Annotated in this window: 19 protein-coding genes; 9 read left to right on the forward strand and 10 right to left on the reverse strand. The window is 70.3% G+C overall.

Features of this window, described 5'->3' with window-relative positions; genetic code table 11:
• Positions 1-17 precede the first annotated feature (17 nt).
• Positions 18-1,208, reverse strand: coding sequence for a glycosyltransferase family 1 protein (locus tag VG296_RS15985; RefSeq protein ID WP_325566518.1), 1,191 nt, complete (start codon positions 1,206-1,208; stop codon positions 18-20).
• 210 nt (positions 1,209-1,418) lie between these two features.
• On the opposite strand from VG296_RS15985, the gene VG296_RS15990 reads away from it, so the two are divergent.
• A complete protein-coding gene (locus tag VG296_RS15990) occupies positions 1,419-2,036 on the forward strand; it encodes an NUDIX domain-containing protein (RefSeq protein ID WP_325566519.1) in 618 nt (205 codons plus the stop codon).
• Between the two features lies 1 nt (position 2,037).
• On the opposite strand, the gene VG296_RS15995 is transcribed toward VG296_RS15990, so the two are convergent.
• The gene (locus VG296_RS15995) at positions 2,038-2,355 is read right to left on the reverse strand and encodes a MarR family winged helix-turn-helix transcriptional regulator (protein WP_325566520.1); all 318 of its coding nucleotides are present in this window, start codon (positions 2,353-2,355) and stop codon (positions 2,038-2,040) included.
• A 12-nt stretch (positions 2,356-2,367) separates the two neighbouring features.
• On the opposite strand from VG296_RS15995, the gene VG296_RS16000 reads away from it, so the two are divergent.
• The gene (locus tag VG296_RS16000) at positions 2,368-2,637 is read left to right on the forward strand and encodes a hypothetical protein (protein ID WP_325566521.1); all 270 of its coding nucleotides are present in this window, start codon (positions 2,368-2,370) and stop codon (positions 2,635-2,637) included.
• 205 nt (positions 2,638-2,842) lie between these two features.
• Here VG296_RS16000 and VG296_RS16005 read toward each other — a convergent pair whose 3' ends face one another.
• Positions 2,843-3,886, reverse strand: a complete 1,044-nt coding sequence (locus VG296_RS16005; protein WP_325566522.1) for an NAD(P)H-dependent flavin oxidoreductase — start codon at positions 3,884-3,886, stop codon at positions 2,843-2,845.
• Between the two features lie 65 nt (positions 3,887-3,951).
• On the opposite strand from VG296_RS16005, the gene VG296_RS16010 reads away from it, so the two are divergent.
• Positions 3,952-4,311 (forward strand): cupin domain-containing protein, encoded by a 360-nt coding sequence (locus tag VG296_RS16010; RefSeq protein ID WP_325566523.1) that lies wholly within the window; start codon positions 3,952-3,954, stop codon positions 4,309-4,311.
• Positions 4,312-4,356: 45 nt separating this feature from the next.
• Here the strand turns inward: VG296_RS16010 and VG296_RS16015 are convergent, their stop codons facing one another.
• Complete coding sequence (locus VG296_RS16015; RefSeq protein ID WP_325566535.1) at positions 4,357-5,283, reverse strand: WD40 repeat domain-containing protein; 927 nt, start codon at positions 5,281-5,283, stop codon at positions 4,357-4,359.
• On the opposite strand from VG296_RS16015, the gene VG296_RS16020 reads away from it, so the two are divergent.
• The 4 genes from VG296_RS16020 to zwf all read left to right on the forward strand — a co-directional run bounded on the left by VG296_RS16020 (position 5,282) and on the right by zwf (position 8,836).
• Positions 5,282-5,971 carry a hypothetical protein gene (locus tag VG296_RS16020; protein WP_325566524.1) on the forward strand — a complete coding sequence of 230 codons (690 nt, stop codon included), beginning with the start codon at positions 5,282-5,284 and terminating at the stop codon, positions 5,969-5,971. The two genes, VG296_RS16015 and VG296_RS16020, sit on opposite strands and share 2 nt — an antisense overlap.
• A 272-nt stretch (positions 5,972-6,243) precedes the next feature.
• On the forward strand, positions 6,244-6,837 hold the full coding sequence (locus tag VG296_RS16025; RefSeq protein ID WP_325566525.1) for a TMEM165/GDT1 family protein: 594 nt from the start codon (positions 6,244-6,246) through the stop codon (positions 6,835-6,837).
• 37 nt (positions 6,838-6,874) lie between these two features.
• Positions 6,875-7,414 (forward strand): gluconokinase, GntK/IdnK-type, encoded by a 540-nt coding sequence (locus tag VG296_RS16030; RefSeq protein WP_325566526.1) that lies wholly within the window; start codon positions 6,875-6,877, stop codon positions 7,412-7,414.
• 45 nt (positions 7,415-7,459) lie between these two features.
• Positions 7,460-8,836, forward strand: a complete 1,377-nt coding sequence (gene zwf / locus VG296_RS16035; RefSeq protein WP_325566527.1) for a glucose-6-phosphate dehydrogenase — start codon at positions 7,460-7,462, stop codon at positions 8,834-8,836.
• A gap of 77 nt (positions 8,837-8,913) precedes the next feature.
• Here the strand turns inward: zwf and VG296_RS16040 are convergent, their stop codons facing one another.
• The 6 genes from VG296_RS16040 to VG296_RS16065 all read right to left on the reverse strand — a co-directional run bounded on the left by VG296_RS16040 (position 8,914) and on the right by VG296_RS16065 (position 14,817).
• Positions 8,914-9,552, reverse strand: a complete 639-nt coding sequence (locus VG296_RS16040; RefSeq protein ID WP_325566528.1) for a response regulator transcription factor — start codon at positions 9,550-9,552, stop codon at positions 8,914-8,916.
• A 19-nt stretch (positions 9,553-9,571) separates the two neighbouring features.
• Complete coding sequence (locus VG296_RS16045) at positions 9,572-10,099, reverse strand: hypothetical protein (RefSeq protein WP_325566529.1); 528 nt, start codon at positions 10,097-10,099, stop codon at positions 9,572-9,574.
• A 167-nt stretch (positions 10,100-10,266) separates the two neighbouring features.
• The gene (locus VG296_RS16050) at positions 10,267-11,442 is read right to left on the reverse strand and encodes an acyl-CoA dehydrogenase family protein (RefSeq protein WP_325566530.1); all 1,176 of its coding nucleotides are present in this window, start codon (positions 11,440-11,442) and stop codon (positions 10,267-10,269) included.
• Positions 11,439-12,614 (reverse strand): CoA transferase, encoded by a 1,176-nt coding sequence (locus VG296_RS16055; RefSeq protein ID WP_325566531.1) that lies wholly within the window; start codon positions 12,612-12,614, stop codon positions 11,439-11,441. Before VG296_RS16055 ends, VG296_RS16050 begins: the two co-directional genes overlap by 4 nt.
• Before the next feature lie 125 nt (positions 12,615-12,739).
• Positions 12,740-14,038 carry an LCP family protein gene (locus VG296_RS16060; RefSeq protein WP_325566532.1) on the reverse strand — a complete coding sequence of 433 codons (1,299 nt, stop codon included), beginning with the start codon at positions 14,036-14,038 and terminating at the stop codon, positions 12,740-12,742.
• 47 nt (positions 14,039-14,085) lie between these two features.
• Entirely contained in the window at positions 14,086-14,817 is a 732-nt protein-coding gene (locus tag VG296_RS16065; protein WP_349259573.1) for a helical backbone metal receptor, read from the reverse strand.
• Between the two features lie 259 nt (positions 14,818-15,076).
• Between VG296_RS16065 and VG296_RS16070 the strand changes: the two genes are divergently transcribed.
• On the forward strand, positions 15,077-22,249 hold the full coding sequence (locus VG296_RS16070) for an SDR family oxidoreductase (RefSeq protein ID WP_325566533.1): 7,173 nt from the start codon (positions 15,077-15,079) through the stop codon (positions 22,247-22,249).
• A gap of 103 nt (positions 22,250-22,352) precedes the next feature.
• On the forward strand, positions 22,353-24,346 hold a 1,994-nt coding region (locus VG296_RS16075), incomplete at its 3' end, for a beta-ketoacyl synthase N-terminal-like domain-containing protein (protein ID WP_349259574.1).

Genomic DNA, 24,346 nt, shown 5'->3' on the forward strand with positions numbered 1-24,346 from the left:
GGGTTTGTCGCCAGTGTTCACGCGGCGGCCGCTTCCCGGCCCTCGCCGGCGCCACTGCCGCCGAGTTCGATGACGTTCGCCATGCTCGCCGCGGCCGGCAGGTCGGGCGTGTCGCGCGGCACCCGCTCCCCGCACACTTCGCCGTAGTGGCGCAGCAGTTCGTCGCCCACCGCCGTCCAGCTGCGGTGCTCGACCGAGACCCGGCTGGCGGCGCCCCACGCGGTTCGCAGCTCGGCGTCCTCGGCGAGCCGGAGCACGCAGGCGCGCAGCGCGTCCGTGTCATTCGGCTCGAACAGCAGCCCGGTCTCCTCGGGCGTGACCAGGTCCACCGGTCCGCCCGCGGCCGGAGCCACCACCGGCAGGCCGGAGGCCATCGCCTCCTGGACCGCCTGGCAGAAGGTCTCGTCGGGGCCGGTGTGCACGAAGACGTCAAGGCTCGCATACGCCTCGGCGAGCCGGTGCCCGTCCAGGAAGCCGAGGAACGCCGCGTCGGGCAGCATCGTGCGCAGCTTCTTCTGCGCGGGTCCGTCACCGACCACGACCAGCTTCACGTTCGGCGCGTCGGCCAGGCAGGCCAGCAGTTCGACCCGCTTCTCGGACGCCAGCCGGCCCACGTAGCCGACCAGCACCTCGCCGTTCGGCGCGAGCTCGCGGCGCAGTTCCTCGTTGCGACGCGAGGGCTGGAAGCGCTCCGAGTCCACGCCGCGCCGCCACATCGCCAGGCCGGGAAAGCCGCGCTCGTCGAGCTGCTTGTACGTGGCCGAGGACGGCACCAGCGTGCGCGCCGCCTGCCGGTGCACGTGCCGCAGCCAGGACCAGATCGTCTTGTCGGTGCCCCGGAACCCGTAGCGCCGGGCGAAGCCGGCCAGGTCGGTCTGGAACACGGCGACGCTCGGCACGCCCATCTTCCGCGCGGCCCGCGCACCCGCCGCCCCCAGCGCCACCGGCGAGGCGAGGTGCACGACGTCCGGCGCGAACTCGCGCAGCCGCCGCTCCACCGCCTTCGTCGGCAGTCCGAGCACGAAGGAGTTGTATCCGGGCAGCCCGACGCCCGGAACGACCGTGACCGGGTACCCCGCGTACGACTCGGGCCCCGGACCCGGCGCTATGATCAATGCCTCATGACCCCGTCGCTCCAGGTGCTCAAGCACCCGGCAGACCGAGTTCGTGACCCCGTTGACTCGGGGCAGGAAGGATTCTGTCACCACTGCTACCCGCACACCTATATCGTGCGCACGTTGGATGCATCCCCGGCCTCGACTCCGCGAGGGTTCGGCGAACGGAAAGTGACGTCTCGGTCTCGTCGCACGTCGCACCTGTCCACACGATGACCTATTGCGTCGGCCGCTCGTCATCGAGCCGAACGATCGCGGTCCTTTCGGCGAACGTCCGGGGATCACGGTATTGATCATGAAGGGTTGATCTTGGAGCCTGTGGATGTGCACCCCGGCCTGGCGGCGGTGCTCGCGGACGTGAACGGCACGGCCGTCGCCGAGCACGAGACGGCCTGGCTGGACGGCGCGATGCCCCTGCGGGTCAGCGCGTACACGGACACGGAATCCATACCGCGTCTGCCGCTGGAGACCATCTCGTCCATCCGCTGCATCGTGCGCGTCGGCGAGAAGTACGTGTTCTGCGAGAACAAGAGCGGCCGCCACCCCTGGCCCGGCGGCCGCCGCAATCCCGGCGAATCCTTCGCCGACACCGCCGCCCGCGAGCTGCACGAGGAGACCGGCTGGCTGCTCGAGCAGGACAGCCTGCGGCAGCTCGGCTGGCTCCGCCTGCGCCACCTCGGGCCCGAGCCCGCGGGCAACTCAGGCCCCTACCCCGACTTCCTGCAACTCGTCTACGTCGGCGAGGCCGGGCGCCGCGACGGCGACCTCGCCGCCGACGCCGACTGGACCGATCCGGACGGCTACGAGCTCGACTCCCGCCTCGTCACCCTGGCCGAGGCGATCGAGCACACGTCGACCGACATGCACGCGCAGGTGTTCCTCGAGTTGCTGCGGGCCGAGAGTGCACCTGGAGCCAGATGAGTCAGTTGTCGACCGTCGTCCATTCGGCGATGAAGCGCCGCAAGGACTCCGCGAAGGCTAGAGCCTCACCTGCGGGCCAGTCGTCGAAGCGTTCCTGGAGGTGTGCGGCGAGCCTGCGGCGCATGGTCTCGACCGTGGACTCGCCCGCGTCGGTGAGCACGAGGAGTGTCGCACGCTGGTCCGTCGGGTCTGACTCGCGGCGCAGCAGCCCGGCTTCTTCGAGGCGTGACGCGCGGCGGGTGACGCCGGAGCGGTCGAGGCCGATTTCGTCGGCCAGCCCCTTGGCCTGCCGCAGCACGAGATGGACGCGCTGCACCATGGGCCGGGGTGGGTGAAGCGGGCCGACTTCGAGGACGAGGTCGCGGAGATCGCCGCGCGGGAGCGGTGGGTGACGGAGGATCAGTACTACCGTCTGCTCGGCGATCTCCTCTGGCGACGCGCGGACACGCTGGTGTGGCTGGACCTGCCGCACGCCACGATCATGCGGCAGGTGGTGCGGCGTTCCGTCGTGCGGGCGGCCACACGGCGCGAGCTGTGGAACGGGAACCGGGAGACGTTCCGCGACTGGCTCGATCCCGATCACCCGATCCGGTGGGCGTGAAGTCAGCACTCCCAGTGGCGTACCAAGGTCGAGGACCGGATCGCGGCGAACCCGCATCTGCGGGTGATCCGGCTGACGTCGAGGAACGACGTGCGGCGCTGGTCCGCCTCGCCGGATGTGGAGTGGGAGTCCGCAGTGGCCTGATTCGGTGGCCGCCCAGTACGCCGGTCCGCCGGTCCGCCCGATTCAGAGTGCCTGCAAGGCGTCACAGTTCCTTGGCGAGGCCTTCGATGATGTCGGCTGCGGGCCCGGCCTGTGCCAGTAGGTGGCCGCTGCCCGCGTAGAGGTTCATCCCATCCGCGTCCTCGCGCGCCGCCGCGGCCGTCCGCAGCGGCTTCGTCAGCTGGTTGATGACCGGGTACGCGGCCGGGGCATCCGCGTGCCGATCCGTGAACGACGTGCGCAACGCGCGAGCCCATCGGCCGGAGAACGCCCGCGTGACAACGGTTTCCGAGAACGCCTCGTCGACCAGCGCGTTGCGGTGGAGCTGATTGGTACCGGCCTCGTCCGCACGCAGGAATGCCGTGCCGAGTTGCACCGCGTCGGCCAGATCGCTGGCCAGTAGCCCGGCCACGACAGCGGATGTCGAAATCCCGCCCGCCGCGATCAACGGCAGTTGCCTCGGTCCCGTCGTCACGGCGGCACGAACCTGCTGCAACAGCGCCGACAGCGGAGTGGCCGACGGCACGATGGAGGGGTCGAACACTCCGCGGTGCCCTCCCGCCTCGGGCCCCTGGACGCACAGGGCGTCGACGCCAGCGGCAACCGCCTGCCGGGCCTCGTCCGGGCTGGTGACCGTGCCGATCGTGTACGTACCCTGCCCACGGAGCCGTGCGAGCACTTCCGGCTCGGGGAGCCCGAACGTGAAGGAGACCACGGGCACCGGGTCCGCCGCGAGAAGCTCCAGCTTCTCCGTCCAGTGATCCGTGTCCTCGAAGTCCGGCTCGGGCAGTTCGACCCCGGCTTCGAGCGCCTCGGGGAGCAGTTGCTCGCGATACGCCTGCACCGCGCCGGGATCCGCGACGGCCTGCGGCGCGAAGACGTTCACTCCGAACGCCGCTCCGTCACCCGCCAGCGACCTCAACTGCTCGATCTGCCGGTGTAGAGCCTCCGGAGCGAGGTACCCGGCCGCGAGGAAGCCGAGGCCTCCGGCCCGGCCGACCGCCGCGGCGAGGGCGGGAGTCGAGGGACCCCCGGCCATCGGGGCTTGGATGAGTCGAAGGCGCAGGTCAGCGAGCTGGAAGGTCATCGCGATCCTCTCGTGGGCTCCGCTCCACCCTACCTTGCCGGCCGCCTCAGCCTAGAGTGGGGATCATGAATTCCGCGCAGAACACTGATTTCGCGAACAACCCTCAGGTGACGCGTGTGACGCTGCAGCGCACCCGGCTTGCCCCGGCCCACCTAACCGCCGAGGTCGAGGTGCGGCGCATCACGATGGAGCCGGGAGTGGCCGGGGGATACCACCTCCACAACGGCCCGGTCTTCGGTCACATCCTCGAGGGCTCCGCCGTCTACCAGATCCAGGGCGAGGCAGAGTGCGTGCTGCGCGCGGGCGACGTCTTCTACGAGCCCTCGAGCACGCCGATCGCCCGCTTCGACGCGACCGACGAGGGCGTGGTGTTCATCGGCCACTTCCTGCTCGAGGAGGGCCAGGACCCCGCGATCACGACCTGAGCGGACGGGTCGCGCCAGCCGATCCCGTTCCCGGTCCCGACCCGATCAGAGTTCTTCCTCCAGGCCCACCTCGCGCACCTGGTCCAGATAGCCGTCCAGCTCGCCGAGTTCGAAGCGGCACATGCCGACGAGGTGCCACAGCTCGCCGGAGACGTCGCCGTCGGTCTTGTACCGGCCGTCGGGTGCGACGGCGGCCCAGCCGCGTGGCAGTTTGATCAGGGTGCTGCGAGGTCGCGCATCCTCGATCCGGCCGTCGGTCGGCGGGATGGTCCACAACCGGATGTTGCCGTCGTCGGCGGCGCTGGCCAGCAATCTTCCGTCGCGACTGAACGACAGTCGGTTGACGACGCCGGTGTGGCCGCGGAGTGTCGTGACGCGCTTCGCGATGCGGTCGGTGCCGACGCGCCAGAGGTGGATGTCGGTGCCCGTGCCCGCGACGGCCAGGCGTCGCGCGCCCTGCGGCGTCCCATAACGCTGCACATAGAACTGCTCAACGCGGCCAACGACCTGGCCTGCCGCGAATACGGCGCGCACTTCGGCCTGGACGGCGTCGACGCGTCCCGTAGGCAGTTGCAGATCGAGACGTACGCGACGATCATCGCCGTCTGCCTGGAGCGCAAGGAGAACCGTCGGCTGCACGCGCACATCCGGCTCTCCGCGCTCTTCTCCGCCCAGCAGGTCGACCTGACCGACGACCGGCTCATCCTCACTCCCGCCGGACACGCCGAGCAGGCCGCGATGGTGCGGTTCCGCGAGCAGTTCTTCCACAGCTACGAGCGCGAACTCGGCGAGGCGTGGGAGCGGGCCAAGCGCACTGATATCAAGCTGCAAGCCGTCGAATGGTCGTCCCTCTGCGACGGGGAGCGGATACGCGGCTACCACATCACCAACCTTCTGAAAGAGCTTCACCTTCCGGTTCCTGAGTTCACCGATGGCGACTTGATCGCCATCGTAGAGAGGCTTGACGGCCATGAAGCCCACGGCGGCGACCTATCAAGAGGCGTCGACTCTCCGTAGCAGACTGGAGCACAAGGGGGGTGATGAGGCTGATTCTCTGACATCGCGGGTACGGCATTTCCTCGAGCGGACCGCGAGAGGCGAGTGCGCGCCCGCGGCCAAGCTGCATCCGCTCGGCTTCCACTGCATCCCGGTCTACCGCTCCGCCGAGTTCGGGCTCTGCGTCCACGGCTGGCTGCCCGGAGCGCAGCGCGAGACCTCGCCCACCTCGGACATGCACATGCACACGTTCGACATGGTCAGCTCGGTGCTCGCCGGGAACGTCATCAACAAGCAGCTGGAACTCGTCGACGACGGGCCGAACCGGTACCGGATCTTCGAGATCAGGAAGGACGGGGGAGAGGACGTCGACGTGTTCACCGACACGGGCATGGAGACCGCGATCGAGGAGCGCAAGATCGACAAGGTCTCGGCCGGCCGGCAGTACGCGATAGAGCGGCTCGTCTACCACTCCGCCGACGAGACCGCGCGGAACCAGGACTTCACCGTGACCCTGATGCTGGCCAAGAACTGGGACGACGGTCCGCAGCGCACCTTGGTCGAGGCGGCGCGGGCGCACACGATCCCGCTGCGGTACGAGCGCAGGATCCTCTCGGAGGCGGCGACGCGGACGGCCGCGCTGGAGATCCTGGATGTGCTCTGAACTGCGCTGTGAACGTGCTCTGAACTGTGCTCTGAACTGTGCGTCCGGCCTGTCGGGACTGATACCATGACCTCAAGCGAAGGGGAGTAGCCCGACGCCGGGATGTCGACATACTGGCCTTGCGGACCACGGTCCTCGGCCCGGCACCCGGGGCGCCCGAAGTCGGGGTGCTGGGCGAGACCTTCGGCCGAGCAGCCGTTGACCGCTGCCGTGCCGGAACCTCCCCTGTTCCCGGGGCCTTCGGGACGGCCCGTCCGAAGGGTGGGGACTCTGTGAGCCTCCTCGTCATCGCCACCGTGTTCGTGCTGGTGTTCCTGGCCGAACTCCCCGACAAGACCGCACTCGCCAGCCTGGTGCTCGGCACCCGCTACCGGCCGAGCTACGTGTTCGCCGGTGCCGCCGGCGCGTTCCTCGTGCACGTCGGACTGGCCATCGCCGCGGGCGGCCTGCTCTCCCTGCTGCCGCATCGCGTGCTGGAAGGTGTGGTGGCCGGGCTGTTCCTCATCGGCGCCCTCCTGCTGCTGCGCGGGCGGCACGAGCAGGAGGAAGAGGAGGACCTGGAGATCAAGCAGGGCACCGAGCCGACCTTCCTGCGCGTGGCCTCGACCGCGTTCCTGGTGATCCTGGTCGCGGAGTTCGGCGACCTGACGCAGATCCTCACCGCGAACCTGGCCGCCCGCTACCAGCACGACCTGCTCTCGGTCGCAGTCGGCGCGGTGCTCGGCCTGTGGGCGGTCGCCGGGCTCGCCATCGTCGGCGGCCGCGGGCTGCTCAAGGTCGTGCCGCTCACGGTCATCACCCGTATTGCCGCGGTGATCATGCTCGTGCTCGCCGGGTTCAGCATCTACAGCGCGGTACAGGGCTAGGCTCGTTGTCGAGGCGAAGACCGAGGAGGCTGCTCGCATGGGCGCGCTGGTCGTGATCGTGATCGGTGTCTCCGGGAGCGGGAAGAGCACGGTCGGGCGCGCGCTGGCCGAGGAGATGTCGGTGCCGTTCCTCGACGGGGACGAGCTGCACACCGCGGCGAGTATCGCCAAGATGGCCGCGGGCAGGCCCCTCGACGACGAGGACCGGCTGCCGTGGCTCGCCTCGTTGGCGGTACGGGTCGGGGAGATGGCGGCCGCCGACGGCGGCGTGATCGCCTGCTCGGCGCTCAAGCGCAAGTACCGCGACGCCCTGCTCGCCGCCGCGCCCACGGTCCGGTTCCTGCAATTGGCGGTCGACAAGGAGGCCGCGTGGGAACGCGTGGCCGCCCGCGTCGACCACTTCATGCCCGCCGCGCTGGTGGAGAGCCAGTTCTGTGAGTACGAACCCTTGCAACGCGGCGAACCTGGAATGATCGTGGACGCGATGCGTGAACTGGCCGAGAAGGTCGAGGCCTTCGAGGAGTATCTGTCGTCACCCGCGCGGCGGAACCCAGAGGGCGACGACCTCGAGCGTTAAGCCAGGCTGGACCGGGACCGAACCTCCAGGGAGAGCGAGCACGCGATGCCCGAGAACCGGATGGACTGCCTCGTCATCTTCGGCGCGACCGGCGACCTCGCCAAACTCGAGACCTTCCCGGCACTGGTCGGGCTGGTCGAGCGGGGCGTGCTCAAGGTCCCCGTGGTCGGCGTGTCGAACATGGGCTGGAAGCTGGACCGCTTCCGCGAATACGCCGTCGAATCGCTGCGGCACAACGACATGGACCCGGATGCCCCGGCCGCGCGGCAGATGCTGGAGCTGCTGCGCTACGTGGACGGCGACCTCAACGATCAGGGCACGTACACCGCCGTCGCCGCCGAGATGCAGCCCGGTTCGCGCGCGCTGTTCTATCTCGAGGTGCCGCCCTCGCTCTTCGGCCGGATCGCCGACGGGCTGGCCCTGGCCGGCCTCGCGAAGGGCAGCCGGATCATGGTGGAAAAGCCCTTCGGCTTCGACCTGGGCAGCGCCCGCGAGCTCAACGACACGCTGCACGAGCACTTCCCCGAGGGCTCGATCTACCGGGTGGACCACTGGCTCGGGCTCGAGTCGGTGGGCAACGTGCACTTCGCGCGCTTCGCCAACGCCATCGTCGAGCCGCTGCTCAACCGCACGTACGTGGAGAGCATCCAGATCACCATGGCGGAGGACTTCGGCGTCGCGGACCGGGGCCGGTTCTACGACCAGACCGGCGCGATCCGCGACGTGATGCAGAACCACATGCTCCAGGTGCTCGCCACGATCCTCGCCGACCCGCCGCACGGCACCACCCTGGAGTCCTGGGTCGAGGAGAAGTCGCAGGTCATCGCGTCGCTGCGGCCGCTGACGGCGAAGGACTCGGTCTTCGGGCAGTACGAGGGCTACCGCACGATCGAGGGCGTCGCTGCGGACTCGAACGTGGAGACGTACGCCGCGATCCGGCTCGCCTGCGACTCCTGGCGCTGGGCCGACGTGCCGATCGCGATCCGCGCCGGCAAGCTGATGCCGGTCACCGCCACCGACGTGACCGTGCAGTTCCGCCACCCGCCCTACGACGCATTCGCGCTCCAGACGCCGCCCCCGGCGAACCGGCTTCGGTTCCGGATCTGGCCGGACACGGTCGTCGCCCTGACGGTGGCGGGCAAGAAGCCGGGGCCGGACTGGCAGGCCGAGGCGCAGGAACTCGCGTTCAACCAGGAGGCCGGGCAGGACACCCGGCCCTACGACCGGCTCATCGCCGCCGCGCTCACCGGCGAGCACTGGCTGTTCGCGCGGCAGGAGACGGTCGAGGCGGCCTGGCGGGTCGTGGATCCGATCCTGCGAGGGGACGTGCCGGTACACGAGTACCTGCCGGGCAGCTGGGGCCCGCCGCAGGCCCAGGCGCTCGCGGCGGACTTCGGCGGGTGGATCGATCCGGTCGCGTAACGGTCGTTGGATTTCGGCGGGTGGATCGATGCTGTGATCCCGGTCGCGCAAACGCAGAGCACGCAGAGCACGCAGACCTAGGAAACTCCGTGCCGCCGCGCGTAGCCGATGGCGGCGGTTCGGTCCGCGGAGCCGGTCTTCGCGAAGATGCGGTTTATGTGGGTCTTGATGGTGTGGCCGCTCAGGAACAGCCGCGCCGCGATCTCCGGATTCGTCAGGCCCTGCGCGATCAGCCGCAGGATCTCCGCTTCACGCTGCGTCAGACCGTCCGGCAGCGTGGAGGATTGCGGCGACGACTGAGGCGCGGCGGCAGTCATGAGCGTCGCCCGCGCCCGCGGATCGAGCACTGACAGCCCGTCGGCGGCGGCGTGCAGCGCGTTCGCGATGTCCTTGCGGTCCGCGTCCTTCGTCAGGTAGCTGCGTGCCCCAGCACGAAGGGCGTCGAGCACGGACGAGTCGTCGAGGTACGTGGTGAGTACGACGATTGCGACCTGCGCGTGATCGGCCTTGAGCCGCCGCGTGGTCTCGATGCCGTCGAGCACCGGCATGTGCAGGTCCAGCAGGATGGCGTCCGGCTGGTGCTCGGCTACGAGGGCGAGGGCCTGCTCGCCGTCCGCCGCGGCCGCCACCACGTCGATGTCGGGCAGTCCGCCGAGCAGTACGACCAGGCCTTCGCGCACGCTGGCCTGGTCGTCGGCGATGATGATGCGCAGCATCCGCTTAGTATCGCGTGCTTCAGCGGGCGCGGTCGCGGTCGAACATGTCGGCCATGAACACTTTGCCGTCCTTCTCCGGCGCGAAGGGCACGCCCATCGCCATCGCCCGCGGCACTATCACCGCGGCCTGCGCCAGCCGGTTCAGGCCGAGACCGAACAGCAGCGTCGAGGTCGAGGCAGCGACGTGGGCGTGCATTCCGTCGGCGATCACGTACGCCACACCGCGCCAGGCGAACAGGGCGAGCCAGAGCCAGAGCCCGTACACCGGCAGTTGCGCCCACAGGTGGCCGCCGCGCTCGTCGAGCCGGGTGATCGCGCCGAAGCCGAGCCCGATGACGACGGACCCGACGGCACCGATCGTGATCGCCACGACGTCGACGCTCTGCAGGTGCGAGCCGTTCGTGCCGTGCAGGTCGGTGAAGCCGATCACGGTCAGGATCGCCGGCAGCAGCACCGCGCGCTTGCCGCGCAGCGGTTCGCCGCGGACCTGGCGGAAGATGATCCAACCGATGATCGCGACGACGGCGAGAATCTCGAGGCCGGACATGTGCGTTTCCCCTCCACGCGACTTCCGCCCTGGTGAGGCGGGCCGACCGGTCCGGCCGACGGAACGAAACTACGTTCCGGGCCGGTACCGGCACGTCGGCGCGAGGGTAGAGACCGGTTGGAGATTCCGCGCTGCGGGTCTGGTACCGCCTCCAACCGGAGGCGGAGTCAGCGGAAGGCCGACACGCCGGTGAGCGCCTGCCCGACGACGAGGGTGTGGATCTCCTCGGTGCCCTCGTAGGTGAGCACGGACTCGAGATTGTTGGCGTGCCGCAGCGGCGCGTACTCGAGCGATACGCCGTTCGCGCCGAGAATGGTCCGGCACTCGCGGGCGATGTCGAGCGCGGCCCGGACGTTGTTGAGCTTGCCCACGCTGACCTGCTCGGGCCGGATTCGGCCGGCCTCCTTCAACTTGGCGAGGTGCAGCGCGAGCAGCATCCCGGTGTTCAGCGAGACGGCCATGTCGGCGAGCTTGCGCTGCGTGAGCTGGAAGCCGCTGATGGAGCGGCCGAACTGGATGCGCGAGTCGGCGTAGTCCAGGGCGGCCTGGAGGCTGTCGCGGCCCGCGCCGAGGGCGCCGAAGAGAATCCCGAAGCGCGCCTCGTTCAGGCAGCCGAGCGGCGCCCCGAGGCTGCGCGCCTCCGGGAGCCGGGCGGAATCGGGCAGCCGGACGTCCTCGAACACGAGTTCCGAGGTGACCGAAGCGCGCATCGACAGCTTCTGCTTGATGTCGTGCGTCGTGAACCCGGCCGCGCCGCGCGGGACCAGGAAGCCCCGAACGCCCTCCTCGGTCGACGCCCACACCGTGGCCAAGTCCGCGATTCCGCCGTTGGTGATCCACATCTTGGAGCCGTTGAGGATCCAGTCGCCGCCGTCGCGTACGGCGCGGGTGCTCATGTCGGCGGGGTCGGAGCCGTGGTCGGGCTCGGTCAGCCCGAAGCAGCCGATCGCCTCGCCGGCGGCCAGCCGGGGGAGCCACTGCTGCTTCTGGTCTTCGGAGCCGTACCGCCAAATGGAGTACATCGCGAGCGAGCCCTGTACGGAGACGAAGCTCCGCAGGCCCGAGTCGACGGCCTCGAGTTCGAGGCACGCCAGGCCGTACGCGGTCGCGCTGGTCCCGGCGCAGCCGTAGCCGGTCAGGTGCATGCCGAGCACGCCCAGCTTGCCGAGTTCCGGCACCAGTTCGCGCGGGAAGGTCGCCGTCTCGAACCAGTCGGCGATGTGCGGCCTCACCCGCTCGGCCAGGAACGCGCGCACCGTCGCCTGGATGTCCCGTTCCTCGTCGCCGACCTGCGACGAAATGTCCAGCAGATCGAAAGGATCGCTGAGCGGTGCGGGTGTCATGTCTGCTCCTTCGATGCTTCGAGCCAAGCGCGCAGCTCGGCGGTGTGCTCGCCGAGCCGCGGTGGACGCGAGTGGTAGACGGGCGGTGTTGCGGACAGGCCGATGGGGTTGGCTACCAGCGAGATGCCTTCATCTTCACTACCAATATCCACCCGTGGCGCGAGGCCCAGTTTCTCAGCCAGCGCGAACGCGCCCGCCAGGTCGTTGACCGGCCCGCACGGTACGCCCCTCGGCGTCAGCCGCTCATACCAGTCTGCCGCCGAACGGGTGCGCAGCCGCGCGTTCAGCCGGTCGGCCAACTGCTCCACCTGGGCGACGCGTGCCGGGTTCGTGGCGAAGCGCGGGTCCTCGACGAGTTCGGGCAGCCCGAGCACGTCGCAGAGCGCTGCGAACTGCCGGTCGTTGCCCACGGCGAGAACGAACGGTCGGTCGGCGGCCTCGAATACCTCGTATGGAGCAATCGACGGATGCCGGTTGCCGAGGATTCCCGGCACCACGTCACCGGCCGTGAATCCGGCGCTCTGGTTCACCATCGAGGACAGCAGCGTGCCGAGCAGGTTCACCTCGACGCGCTGACCCTCGCCGGTCGCCTCGCGGTGCCGGAGCGCGGCGAGGATGCCGACCGCCGCGTGCAGACCGGTGAGCACGTCGACCAGCGCGACTCCCGTCTTCACCGGCTGGCCCGGACCCGGCCCGGTCACGCTCATCAGCCCGCCGACCGCCTGAACCAGCAGGTCGTAGCCCGGCAGCCGCCCTCCGCTGCCTGCCCCGAAGCCCGTCACCGAGCAGTAGACGATGCCGGGATTGAGCGAGCGCGCGGCGTCGTAGTCGAGACCGTGTCGGGCCAGCGAGTCGGGCCGGAAGTTCTCGATGAGCACGTCGGCGCGGCGGACGAGTTCGTGCACCGCGGCCAGGTCCGCCGGGTCTTCGAGGTCGGCGGCGAAGGAGCGCTTGTTGCGGTTGACGGAGAGGAAGTACGTTGATTCGTCGTCCGCGAACGGCGGTCCCCAGGCCCGCGTGTCGTCACCGGTGCCGGGACGCTCGATCTTGATCACCTCGGCGCCGAGGTCCGCGAGCAGCATCGTCGCGTAGGGCGCGGCCAGGACCCGGCCGAAGTCGGCGATCAGGATGCCGGACAACGGCAGCGAGCGTCGGGACCGGTCATCGTCCATTCGGGCAATCCTCAGCGATCACCGGGGCTCCGTCAACTGCCAACCTGTCACGCTCGGCGTGTCCGAACTGCTCGGTCTGCCCGACCTGCCAGACCTGCTCGACCTGCTCGACCTGCCTGACCTGCTCACGGCGAGCCGCCGTAGTCCGCGACCGCGGGCAGTCCGGAGCAGAGGTCGTCGTTGCCGTTGCGCGACTCGGTGTCGATCGAGGGCGTGGGGGTGGGATCGGTGTGCACGGAGTATCCGGCGGGCTGGGTGGGCAGGTCCGGGCTCGGGACGGTGCCGAAGGCCGCGGCCGCCGGCGATCCGGGCAGCGGCTTGTCGATACGCAGGTAGTTCCAGGCCGCCTCGAACCCGTTGCCGGGCACCAGACGGTTCGGATCGTTCGGGTCGAGTTCGTAGGGCACGGTGATGTACTGCATGTACTTCTTCTCGGTGGTGCCCACGCTCTCCGCGATCGAAATCATGGTACTGATATCATCGAGCGCCGGGTCCACGGTGATGTTGCTCGTGACGGCGTTCGCGATCCGGTAGAGGGTGATCGGGTCCTCCAGCGTTCCGTTCGCGGTGAGCTTGGTGAACAGCGAGGTCATGAACATCTGCTGCATCTGGATGCGTTGAGTGTCCATGCCGAGCGAGAGCCCGTGCCGGTCGCGGATGAATTCCAGCGCCACGTCGCCGCTGATCGTGTGCAGCCCGGCGCTCATGACCAGCCCGGAGTAGTTCGGGTCGTTGATGCCCGGCGGCGGCACGCAGACCGTGACGCCGCCCACCGCGTCGGTCAACTGCTCGAAGGCGTTGAAGGTGAGTTCGACGAAGTGGTCGACCCGGATGTCGGTCATCTGCTCGACCGTGGCGACCGCGCAGGCCGGACCGCCGTAGTTCATCGCAGCGTCGAACATGTCCTGCTCGGCGCCCGGCACTGTCACGCTCGGGTCGAAGCGGCTCGGGCAGTCGGGCCGCGCGACCTCCAGATCGCGCGGAATCGAGACGATCTCCGACCAGCGGCGATCGGCCGAGAGATGCACCAGAAAGGCGGTGTCGGACAGGTCGGTGCCGTTCTTCGTCGCATTGCCGAGGCGGACGCCGTGCTGGCCGTCGCGAGTCTGCGAGCCGAGCACGAGGATGTTCAGCGGCGTGTCGCCCGCGGGATTGGGCCGTGCGGTGGTCGGGCGGTGTGTCAGGCGGTCGAGGCTGACCGTATCCACTCGGCTGAACAGGTGATGCACGATGTAGAACCCCAGCGCCACGACGCCCAGCACCACGCCCGACGCGCACAACGCGGTGATCTTGAGCACTCTGCGTCGCCTGCGCCGGACCGCCGGCGGACTCGCCGCACGCTCGGCCCGGCGCCTGGCCCGTCCCCGCGGATCGAGTTCGTCGAGGTCCACGTCGTCGTTGACATGCGGCTCGACCTGGGGCACTTCTCAACCTTCGCACGACCCGCCGCACGCCAGGCCGACTATTAGGCTCAATGGGCGACAGCGAGTTGATTCAGCAGCACGCTCGGGGCCTCCGCGAGGCTCGGGCCGTACCAGGTCAGATGCCTGCCACTCACGAGCGCGGCGGGCAGGTCGGGGAATGCTTCCGGGCCGTCCTCAAGACTGAAGGCGTACGGCTCGTCGGGCAGCACGACGAGGTCGGCCTGCTGGGCCTGGAGTTCGGCGAGGGGGATCTTCGGATAACGCTCGGGGTGGGCGGCGTAGCAGTTCTCGATGCCGAGGCGACGCAGCACGTCGCCGGCGAAGGTGTCGCGGCCGAGGACCATCCACGGACGGCGCCAGATCGGGACGAGGGCGCGGCGGGTTGCGCCTGCGGGCACGCTCTCGGTCGCAGCGGCCGTCCATGCCGCCTCGGCCTCGTCAAGCCATTCCGGTCGCGGCAGCCCGCAGGCCAGGATCAGCATCCGGTGCAGCGAGTGGAAGGCCTCGTCCAGTGTGCGGATCTCGGTCACCCAAACCGGCAACCCGGCTTCGCGCAACGCCGCGAGATCCGGCGCGCGGTTCTCCTCCTCGTTGGCCAGCACCAGGTCGGGACGCAGCGCGACGATGCGCTCGATGTCAGGGTTCTTCGTGCCACCGATGCGCTCGACGTCGAGATCCGCAGGATGCGTACACCACTGCGTCGCCCCGACGAGCAGTCCCGGCTCGCTCGCCGCCACCGCCTCGGTGAGCGAGGGCACGAGTGAAACGATCCGCCGCACCGGTCGCGTACGGTGCCGCACGGAATACCCCAGGTCATCGAGCTGGACCGGCGAGGTTTTCATCCCTCCTTTATATCCCGGCCGATCGGGATGGATCCGCTTTGCCTGCCATTGACGAAGATATGGGTTCCGGGATGCATGACGCGACCGTGCGTTAACACTCTGGTCACCCTGAGCGTGAAACACTGCTCCTACCCGCGGGTAACGATGTGGTTTCCTGAGCACCCCCTTGAGCACCCACCTTAAGGAACGCGCCATCATGCCCTCAGCCGCTGCGCTGCTCCCTGCCCGGAATCGGCGCGAGCTCGTGCTGGTCATCACGCCGTGCGGAATACCGAACGCCCGCTTGACGTCGGCCGCCGCCCGGGCCGAGCCCGCAAGCACCGGGATCCTGGATCTCGGCCGCTCCCGGCCCGCCGCCCGCCGCGCCCTGGAACTCGCCTGCTGGTGGACGCGCTCACCGGACGGCGCGGGCGGCGGCTTCGGCGTGCGCGCCGACGCCGGTTGCCGCCTCGGCATCGAAGAGCTCGAAGTCCTCGCGCCCGGCAGGGTGGACCTGGTCGTGCTCGGCGCGGGTTCGCCCTGGTCGGCGGACGAGCCCGGGCTCGCGCCGTACCGCGTGCTGGTCGAGGTGACCTCGCTCGACGAGGCGCGCGCGGCGGCCGACGCCGGGGTGTACGGCCTGATCGCGCGCGGGAACGAGGCCGGGGGAGTGGTCGGTGAGCTCAGCAGCTTCGTCCTGCTGCAGCAGCTCGTCGCCGCGGACCTCGGCGTGCCGGTCTGGTCGGTGGGGGGCATCGGCGAGCACACCGCCGCGGCGGCGGTGATCGGCGGCGCGGCGGGAGTCGTGCTCGACACGCAGCTCGCGCTCATGCCGGAGGCTGACCTGCCCGAACGGATCGGGAACGTCCTGCGTGGGATGGACGGCTCGGAGACGCAGCTCGTCGGCGGGCGCCGCATTTTGCGACCCCGCGGAGTTTCCAGCGACGCGCTCGAGGGCCCGAACGCGATCGATCCGGCCACGCTTCCGGCGGTCGGCCAGGACGGCTTCCTCGCGGCCCGGTTCCGGGCGCGGTACGGCGACGCGGCGAGCGCGATCCGCGCGGTCAGCACCGCGATCCTCGAGGCCCTGCGCGAGGATGGCGCGGCCGACGCGCTGGCGGACGGCGCGCCGCTCGCCGCAAGTCTCGATATTCGTATTCCGGTGGCTCAGGGCCCGATGACGCGGGTCAGCGACCAGGCCGCCTTCGCCGCCGCGGTGGCCGAGGACGGCGCGCTGCCCTTCCTCGCGCTGGCCCTCGCGACCGGCGAGAACACTCGCACGTTGATGCGGCAGACCGCGGCCGCGCTCGGCGACAGGCCGTGGGGAGTCGGCGTGCTCGGCTTCGCGCCTGAGCACATCCGCAGCGCGCAGCTCGACGTCATCAGGGAGCTGCGACCGAAGTGCGCGATCGTGGCGGGCGGCCGACCGGCCCAGGCGCACGCGCTCGAAGAACAGGGCATCAGCACGTTCCTGCACGTCCCGTCGCCCGGATTGCTCGGCCAGTTCCTCGAGGCGGGCGCGCGCAAGTTCGTGTTCGAAGGTTCCGAGTGCGGCGGCCACACCGGGCCGCGCGCCAGCTTCCCGTTGTGGGAGGCGCAGATCGGTGTCATCGAGGACTGGCTCGTCGGCCGCAATGACGATTCCGGCGATGGCGCGGCCTGCGAGGTGCTGTTCGCCGGGGGCGTGCACGACGCCCGCTCGGCCGCGATGGTCGCCGCGATGACGCGACCGCTCGTGGCCAGGGGCGTGCGTATCGGTGTCCTGATGGGCACCGCGTACCTCTTCACCGAGGAAGCCGTCGAGCACGGCGCCATTCAGCCGATCTTCCAGCAGCAGGTCGTCGTCGCCGACGCCACCGCGCTGCTGGAGACCGCGCCCGGCCACACGACGCGCGGCGTCGTCAGCCCGTTCACGGAGGAGTTCGAGCAGCTCAAGCAGCAATTGCGCGACGAGGGCGTGCCTAGCCGTGAGGCTTGGGAGAAGCTGGAGAACCTCAACGTCGGTCGCCTCCGCATCGCCAGCAAGGGTCTGCGACGCGAGGGCGACGAACTGATCACCGTCGATGGGGACGGGCAGCTCGCGCAGGGCATGTTCATGGCCGGGCAGGTCGCGGTCCTGCGGGATTCGGTCACGACGGTCGCCGAACTGCATGCCACGGTCACCAGCGGCGCCAAGGCTTACTACGCCGAGCGGACAGACGAACTCGGCGTCAAGAGCGTCCCGGCGACGGATGCGGAGGAGACCCCCGAACCGCTCGACGTCGCGATCGTCGGTATGGCCTGCATGTTCCCCGGTTCGCCCGACCTCGCCTCGTTCTGGGCCACGGTTCTCGACGGCGTCGACCGCGTGACCGAAGTGCCGAAAGAACGCTGGGACCCAGAGCTCTACTACGACCCGAACGCCGTGGGACGCAATGCCGGACGCGGCACACCGTCCAAGTGGGGCGGTTTCCTGCCGCCGATCGCCTTCGACCCGCTGCGCTACGGCATCCCACCTGCAGCGCTCGGCAGCATCGAGCCGACGCAACTGCTCGCGCTCGAGTCCGCGCGTCGCGCGCTGGTGGATGCGGGCTACGACCGGCCCGGCGTGGACCACGAGCGCACGTCGGTGGTCTTCGGCGCCGAGGCGGGCAGCGACCTGTCCAACGCGGGCGTGCTGCGCAACACGTTGCCCTCGTACCTCGGCAGCCTGCCGCCTGAGCTCGACGAGCAGTTGCCGAGGCTGACCGAGGACTCGTTCCCCGGCGTGCTCGCCAACGTGATCGCCGGGCGCATCGCCAACCGACTCGACCTCGGCGGAACCAACTACACGGTCGACGCGGCGTGCGCATCGTCGCTCGCGGCCGTGGACGTGGCCTGCAAAGAGCTCACGGCCGGATCAAGCGACCTCGTGCTCTGCGGCGGCGTGGACCTGCACAACGGTGTCAACGACTACTTGATGTTCTCCTCCGTTCATGCCCTGTCGTCGAACGGTCGCTCGCGCACCTTCGACGCGGACGCCGACGGCATCGCTCTCGGCGAGGGCGTGGCGTGCCTCGTGCTCAAGCGGCTCACGGACGCGGAGCGGGACGGCGACCGGGTCTACGCGGTGATCAAGGGCGTCGGCGGCGCGAGCGACGGACGCGCGCTCGGCCTCACCGCGCCCCGGCCAGAGGGCCAGCGGCGGGCGCTGGACCGAGCGTATCGCAATGCCGGCATATCCCCGGCGGCGGTGGGCCTGGTCGAGGCGCACGGCACCGGAACCGTGGTCGGCGACCGCACCGAACTTCGTACCCTGTCGGCGGTGTTCGACGACGCGGGCGCGGCGCCGGGTAGCTGTGTACTCGGGTCGGTGAAGTCGCAGATCGGGCACACGAAGTGCGCGGCCGGCCTCGCCGGGCTGATCAAGACGGCGATGGCCCTGCACACGGGCGTGCGTCCGCCGACCCTGCACCTGACGAAGCCGAACCCCGGCTGGGACGGCGTCTCGAGCCCCTTCGCCTTCCATTCCGCGGCGCGCGCGTGGCCAGAAGCGCCCGGCGACCGCGTCGCGGGAGTCAGCGCCTTCGGCTTCGGCGGCACGAACTTCCACGTCGTGTTGACCGGCTACGCACCGACCATCGACCCGCGCCACGGCCGCGACGAGTGGCCCGCCGAGCTGTTCGTCTTCCGCGGCGCCGACCGCGCGGCCGCACACCGGTCGATCGATCGGTTGCTCACCCGGTTGAGTGAGACGGACGGCAAGTCCGAGCCGTGGCGCCTGCGTGACCTGGCGCTCGCCGCGTCGCGCGCAGCCGATGCGCGCGGCGGCCGGGCGTGGGTGTCGCTCATCGCACCAGACCTCGATGAGCTGGGAGTACTCGGTCGCAGGGCCCTCACCGGCGAGCACGATCCGGTGGCAGGGCTCTACCAACCTGGCGACGAAGAGCCCTGGTTCGGTGACGGCGACGGGAAGACCGCGTTCGTCTTCCCGGGGCAGGGAAGCCAGCGACCTGGCATGCTCGCCGAGTTGTTCGTCGCGTTCCCGGAACTTCAGCACTACCTGCGGCTGGGCCGCGACTGGGCAGGCGTGCTGCACCCGCCGGTCGCCTTCGACGAGCAGACCCGCGTGGAACAGGACGACCGGATCCGCGACACTCGCGTGGCCCAGCCGACGCTCGGCATCGCCGGGCTCGCCGTCGACCACCTGCTCCGCCGCCTGGACATCACCCCCGACGCCGTCGCCGGACACAGCTACGGCGAACTCGTGGCCCTGGCCAGCGCCGGAGCGCTTGACCCGGCCGCATTGCTCTCGGCCAGCCGCGAGCGGGCCCGGGTGATCCTGGAGGCGGCGGGCGACGACCCGGGCGCGATGGCCGCGGTCTCGGCGAGTGCGGCCGACACGCAGGCGGTCCTCGATGCGGCCGGTCTCGGCGGAACCGTCGTACCGGCGAATCAGAACTCACCGAAGCAGCTGGTCATCTCCGGCCCGACCGACGCCGTCGACAAGGCGGTCATCGAGCTGCGCGCGGCCGGTCTTGGCGCAAAGCGGATCGCAGTGGCCTGCGCGTTCCACAGCCCGGTCGTCGCCGCGGCGGGTGACGCGTTCGGCTCGGTGCTCGACTCGCTGACCGTGCACGTGCCCGAGACCACGATCTTCGCCAACCGCACTGCCGCGCCGTACGACGCGTCCGCAGCCGCGGTGCGCACCGAGTTGGCGGCGCAGATCGGCTCGCCGGTGCGTTTCGTCGACGAGATCGAGGCCATGTACGCGGCCGGGGTGCGCGTCTTCATCGAGGCCGGGCCCGGCAAGGTGCTCTCGCGGCTCATCGACACGATTCTCGGCGCCGACCGCCCGCACCTCGCGGTCGCCATCGAGGACCGCCCGGACGCCGGACTGCGCGGTCTACTCCGCGCGATCGCGGCACTGGCGGTGGCCGGTGTTCCGCTGAACACCGGCTGGCTGTTCGAAGGCCGCGACGCTCGGGACGCCGACACCGAGAAGCCCGCGCCGAGGCCGGGCTGGACCGTGGACGGCCACCTCGTGCGCACGGCGAAGGACGGCGCCTGCGTACCCGGGGGACTGGCCCCGGCCCGACGAATAACTTTGGAGGGAACCGTGATCCCAAGTTCGGCCGGCACTTCGGGCGCGGGCGGGCAGTCGGCGCAGGACGCCCTGCTGACGGAATTCCTTCGGACGAACCGCGAGATGGTCGCGGCGCAGCGGGACGTGATGCTGGCCTACCTCGGCGGCGCCCCGTCGCCCGGCCGCGTCGTCTGGCAGGAGGCGCCGGTCGCTCTGCCCGCCGCCGTTCCCGCCGTGGTCCAATCGGCGCCGGTGCCGGCACCAGCCCCGTCGCCCGGCCCCAAGACGGCCGACCTGCTCGGCACCGTGCTGGAGATCATCAGCGCTCGTACGGGCTATCCCACCGACATGATCGAGCCCGACCTCGATCTCGAGGCGGATCTGAGCGTCGACTCGATCAAGCGGACTGAGATCGCAGGTGAGCTTGCTCAGCAGCTCGATCTCGGCGCGGCGGAGCTCAGCGACGATCAGATGGAGCAGCTGGCGAAGGCGCGTACGGCGCGGGCGATCTCCGACTGGCTGTCCGCGCACATCGGCGAAGGACCTGCGCCCACGCCCACTACCCAGCCCGCCGATCTCCTCGGCACCGTTCTCGGCATCATCAGTTCGCGCACCGGCTACCCGATCGAGATGATCGAGCCCGACCTCGATCTCGAGGCGGATCTGAGCGTGGACTCGATCAAGCGGACTGAGATCGCGGGTGAGCTTGCTCAGCAGCTTGATCTCGGCGCGGCGGAGCTCAGCGACGATCAGATGGAGCAGCTGGCCAAGGCGCGTACCGCGAAAGCGATCGCGGACTGGCTTTCGGCGCACGTCAGCGGCGGCACGACCGAGAGCCCGGCCCCTGCTGCGGCTCCGAGTCCGGCTCCCGCTCAGATCCCGTCCGGCCCCGCACCCGACATCCGCGCCCCGCAGCGCTTGGAGGTCCACGAGATCGCGGCGCCGTTCCCCGAGGCTGCCGACTTCGGCTCGCTGTCCGGCGCCCGCTTCCTGCTGCTCGGCGACGAGGGCGACGCGGCTCCGCTCGCCGACGCCGTGACCGCGCGGCTGCGCGCCCACGGAGCCGGAGTCATCGCCCAGGGCGAGGCCGACGGCGTCATCCACCTCGGCGGCGTGTCCGGCACCGACGAGCCGCTCCTGCCCGGAGCGTTCTCCGCCGTGCAGGCCGCGCTGATCGGTGAGCCGCGCTGGTTCCTGGCCGTACGCCGGTTGGACGAACACGGCCCGGCCGTCGGATTTCGAGGCCTGATGCGCACGATCGCCCGCGAATACCCGGACGCGACGACCCGCCTTGTCGAGGTGGACCCCGCTGCGGCACCCGCCGACCTCGCCGCAGCTCTCGTCACCGAGCTCGTGACCGGCGACGCGCATCCCGTGACCCTGCACCGCGACGGCCGCCGTCTCGCGCTGGACGCGGTCGGGGTGTCGCTCGGCGCGCTGGCCGCGAACGGCGCCGGCCCGGCGGGCGACGGCGCGGCCGAGGCGCAGGCGCTCGGACTGGACCGGGACAGCGTCGTCGTGGTCGTCGGCGGCGCACGCGGGATCGCGGCCCGAATCGCGACGTCGATCGCCGCCGCGTCACGCTCCCGGGTCGAGCTGATCGGCCGCACCGCGGTGCCGACCGGCCCCGAGTCGCCGGTCACCGCGGACGCTCCCGATGCCGCGGCCATCCGCGCCGCGCTGATCGCGAGCGGCATGCGGGCGCCGGCCGAGATCGAGCGCGCCGTATCGGCCACGCTGGCAGCCCGCGAGGTCACCGCCACCCTCGACAAGCTGCACGAGCTCGGCGCACGTCCCCGCTACCACCGGCTCGATGTGCGTGACGGCGAGGCGCTGAGCGGGTTGCTCAAGGACATCCACACCGAACACGGGCGCCTCGACGGCGTGCTCTACGCGGCCGGAGTCATCGAGGACAAGGTGATCGCCGATAAGGATCCTGAGTCGTTCAGCCGCGTCTTCGGGACCAAGGCCGACGGTGCCAGGGCCCTGTTCTCAGGCCTCGACAATCTTCCCGCGCCACCGAAGTTCAGCGTGCTGTTCGGGAGCATCGCAGCGGTCTGGGGAAACCGCGGCCAGAGCGACTACGCCTCCGCGAACGACGCGCTGGAGAGTCTCGGTGCCGCTTGGTCGGCGCGCAGTGGCGCTCGATGCGTGACACTGCACTGGGGTCCGTGGGCGCCGACGGGTGAGCACGGCGGCATGGTCACGCCGGAGCTGATGCAGGCCTATGCGAAGCGTGGCATAGCCCTGATCGACCCCGAGGAGGGCGCGCTGGCCGTGCTCCGTGAGCTGGCCTTCGGCGCGCCCGGCCTGGCCTCGGTGGTCTACACCGCCTCGGGCTGGTGAGTCGCCGATGACCATGGCCCTGACAGACTCGGCGGCGACCGCGGGTGCACAGTCCGCGGCGTCGACCGTCCCCATTGCCACCGTCCCCGTCGCCATCGTCGGCATGGCGGCGCTGATGCCCGGCGCCTCCGACCTTGAGACGTACTGGCGCAATATCGTTGCCGGTGTGGACGCGATCACCGACGCTCCGGCCAGTCGCTGGGACCCGGAGTTCTACGACCCCGCCTCGTCCGCCGAGCGGGCAGACCGGGTCTACTGCCGTCGCGGCGGATTCGTGGACGAGTTCATCACCGTCGATCCGGTCGAGTCCGATATCGAGCCCGACGAGCTCATCGCCCTGCACGTGGCGAGCGAGGCGATCGAGGACGCGGGTGGACGCGCGTGGCTGCCCGACGGCGATCGCGTCGGCGTCATCCTCGGCCGTGGCAGCTTCCTCACACCGGGTCTCGCGCGGCTCGACCAGCGGGTACGCACCACAAACCAGCTGGTGCGCACGCTGCGCGAGCTCATGCCCGAGTTGTCCGCAGACCGCGTCGAGCAGGTGCGCAGCGCTTTCACCGACGCTCTCGGGCCTGCCGCGACCAAGTCGGACCTACCCAACCTCGCGGCATCGCACATCGCCAACCGGCTCGACGTGCGCGGACCGGCGTACACGGTGGATGCCGCGTGCGCCTCGTCGCTCGTCGCGGTCGACCAGGCGATGGCCGTTCTTGCGTCAGGGCGCTGCGACGTGATGCTCGCGGGCGGCATCCATCACTGCCATGACATTACTCTATGGAGTACTTTCGGCCGGCTCGGCGCGCTCTCCCGCACCGAGGTGATCCGCCCCTTCCATCGCGCTGCCGACGGCGTGCTGATCGGCGAGGGAACCGGCGTGGTCGTGCTCAAACGGCTCGACGACGCCCTCGCGGACGGGGACCGGATCTACGCCGTGATCCGCGGCACCGGCGTCGCGGGCAACGGGCACACCGCGGAACTCGCAGGTCAGGTGCGTGCGGTGCGGCGCGCGTGGGAGTCCGCCGGGCTCGACCCGCGTGCGGCGGACGCGCTCGGCCTGCTGGAGGCGCACGGCACCGGCACCCCGGCCGACGATGCCGCCGAGATCGCGACGCTAGCCGAGGTCTTCGGCCCGCGCGAGGGCGAGCCCGGGGCGGTCATCGGCTCGGTGAAGTCGATGATCGGGCACACCATGCCCGCCGCGGGTATCGCGAGCCTGATCAAGACCGCGCTCGCGATCCATCACAACGTCCTGCCGCCGACCCTGCACTGCGAGGACCCGGCCCCCGAGCTGAAGGCGACGCGCTTCCAGCCGCTCAGCGAGGCCAGGCCGTGGCCCGAGGGGACGGGTCCGCGTCGGGCGGGCGTGAACGCGTTCGGCTACGGCGGCGTCAACGCGCACGTCGTGCTGGAGCAGGCGCCGGTCACCACCGATGCGACGCAGGCCGTCGCGGGCGAACACATCCTCCGCCTCGGCGCCGCCACCCCCGCCGACCTCCTCCAGCTGCTTGACCTGCTCGAAGCCGGTGAGACGCAGAACCCTGACCTCACTGCCCCCTGCCGCATCGCGATCGCCGACCCGACGCCGAAGAAGCTCAAGCTCGCTCGCCGCATCCTGACCAACGGCAAGGCGTGGCGCGGACGCAGCGACATCTGGTTCAGCCCGCAGCCGCTGCTGGCCGATCAGGAGCCGGACAGCAAGATCGCGTTCGTCTTCCCCGGCCTCGAAGCAGAGTTCACGCCGCGCGTGGACGATATCGCCGCTCTGCTGGGCGTGAAAGCCCTGACCGGCCACGACGCGTCCACCGGCATCGGTGCGCACAGCGTCGGCGTGGTCGAGGTCGGCCGATTGCTCGCACGTGGCCTCGGCGACATGGGCATTCGTCCCGGCGCGGTCGCCGGGCACAGCATCGGCGAGTGGACGGCCATGATCCAGGCGGGCCTGTACTCAGGCCCCGCGGTCGACCGGTTCATCGCCGAGTTCGACCCCGACTCGCTGCGCGTGCCAGGCCTCGTATTCGGTGCCGTCGGCGCGGGTGCGGAGCGCGTGTCGTCGGTGCTCGGCGAGGAGTTCCCCGACGTCGTCCTCTCGCACGACAA

The organism is Actinospica sp., assembly GCF_035552695.1.
In the GTDB taxonomy this organism is placed as follows: domain Bacteria; phylum Actinomycetota; class Actinomycetes; order Streptomycetales; family Catenulisporaceae; genus Actinospica.

Excerpts from the sequence above, each read along its gene's own strand:
- VG296_RS15995 (WP_325566520.1), bottom strand. The coding sequence starts at position 2,355 with ATGGTGCAGCGCGTCCATCTCGTGCTGCGGCAGGCCAAGGGGCTGGCC.
- VG296_RS16005 (WP_325566522.1), bottom strand. The coding sequence starts at position 3,886 with ATGACCTTCCAGCTCGCTGACCTGCGCCTTCGACTCATCCAAGCCCCG.
- VG296_RS16010 (WP_325566523.1), top strand. The coding sequence starts at position 3,952 with ATGAATTCCGCGCAGAACACTGATTTCGCGAACAACCCTCAGGTGACG.
- VG296_RS16020 (WP_325566524.1), top strand. The coding sequence starts at position 5,282 with ATGAAGCCCACGGCGGCGACCTATCAAGAGGCGTCGACTCTCCGTAGC.
- VG296_RS16015 (WP_325566535.1), bottom strand. The coding sequence starts at position 5,283 with ATGGCCGTCAAGCCTCTCTACGATGGCGATCAAGTCGCCATCGGTGAA.
- VG296_RS16030 (WP_325566526.1), top strand. The coding sequence starts at position 6,875 with ATGGGCGCGCTGGTCGTGATCGTGATCGGTGTCTCCGGGAGCGGGAAG.
- zwf (WP_325566527.1), top strand. The coding sequence starts at position 7,460 with ATGCCCGAGAACCGGATGGACTGCCTCGTCATCTTCGGCGCGACCGGC.
- VG296_RS16040 (WP_325566528.1), bottom strand. The coding sequence starts at position 9,552 with ATGCTGCGCATCATCATCGCCGACGACCAGGCCAGCGTGCGCGAAGGC.
- VG296_RS16045 (WP_325566529.1), bottom strand. The coding sequence starts at position 10,099 with ATGTCCGGCCTCGAGATTCTCGCCGTCGTCGCGATCATCGGTTGGATC.
- VG296_RS16050 (WP_325566530.1), bottom strand. The coding sequence starts at position 11,442 with ATGACACCCGCACCGCTCAGCGATCCTTTCGATCTGCTGGACATTTCG.
- VG296_RS16055 (WP_325566531.1), bottom strand. The coding sequence starts at position 12,614 with ATGGACGATGACCGGTCCCGACGCTCGCTGCCGTTGTCCGGCATCCTG.
- VG296_RS16070 (WP_325566533.1), top strand. The coding sequence starts at position 15,077 with ATGCCCTCAGCCGCTGCGCTGCTCCCTGCCCGGAATCGGCGCGAGCTC.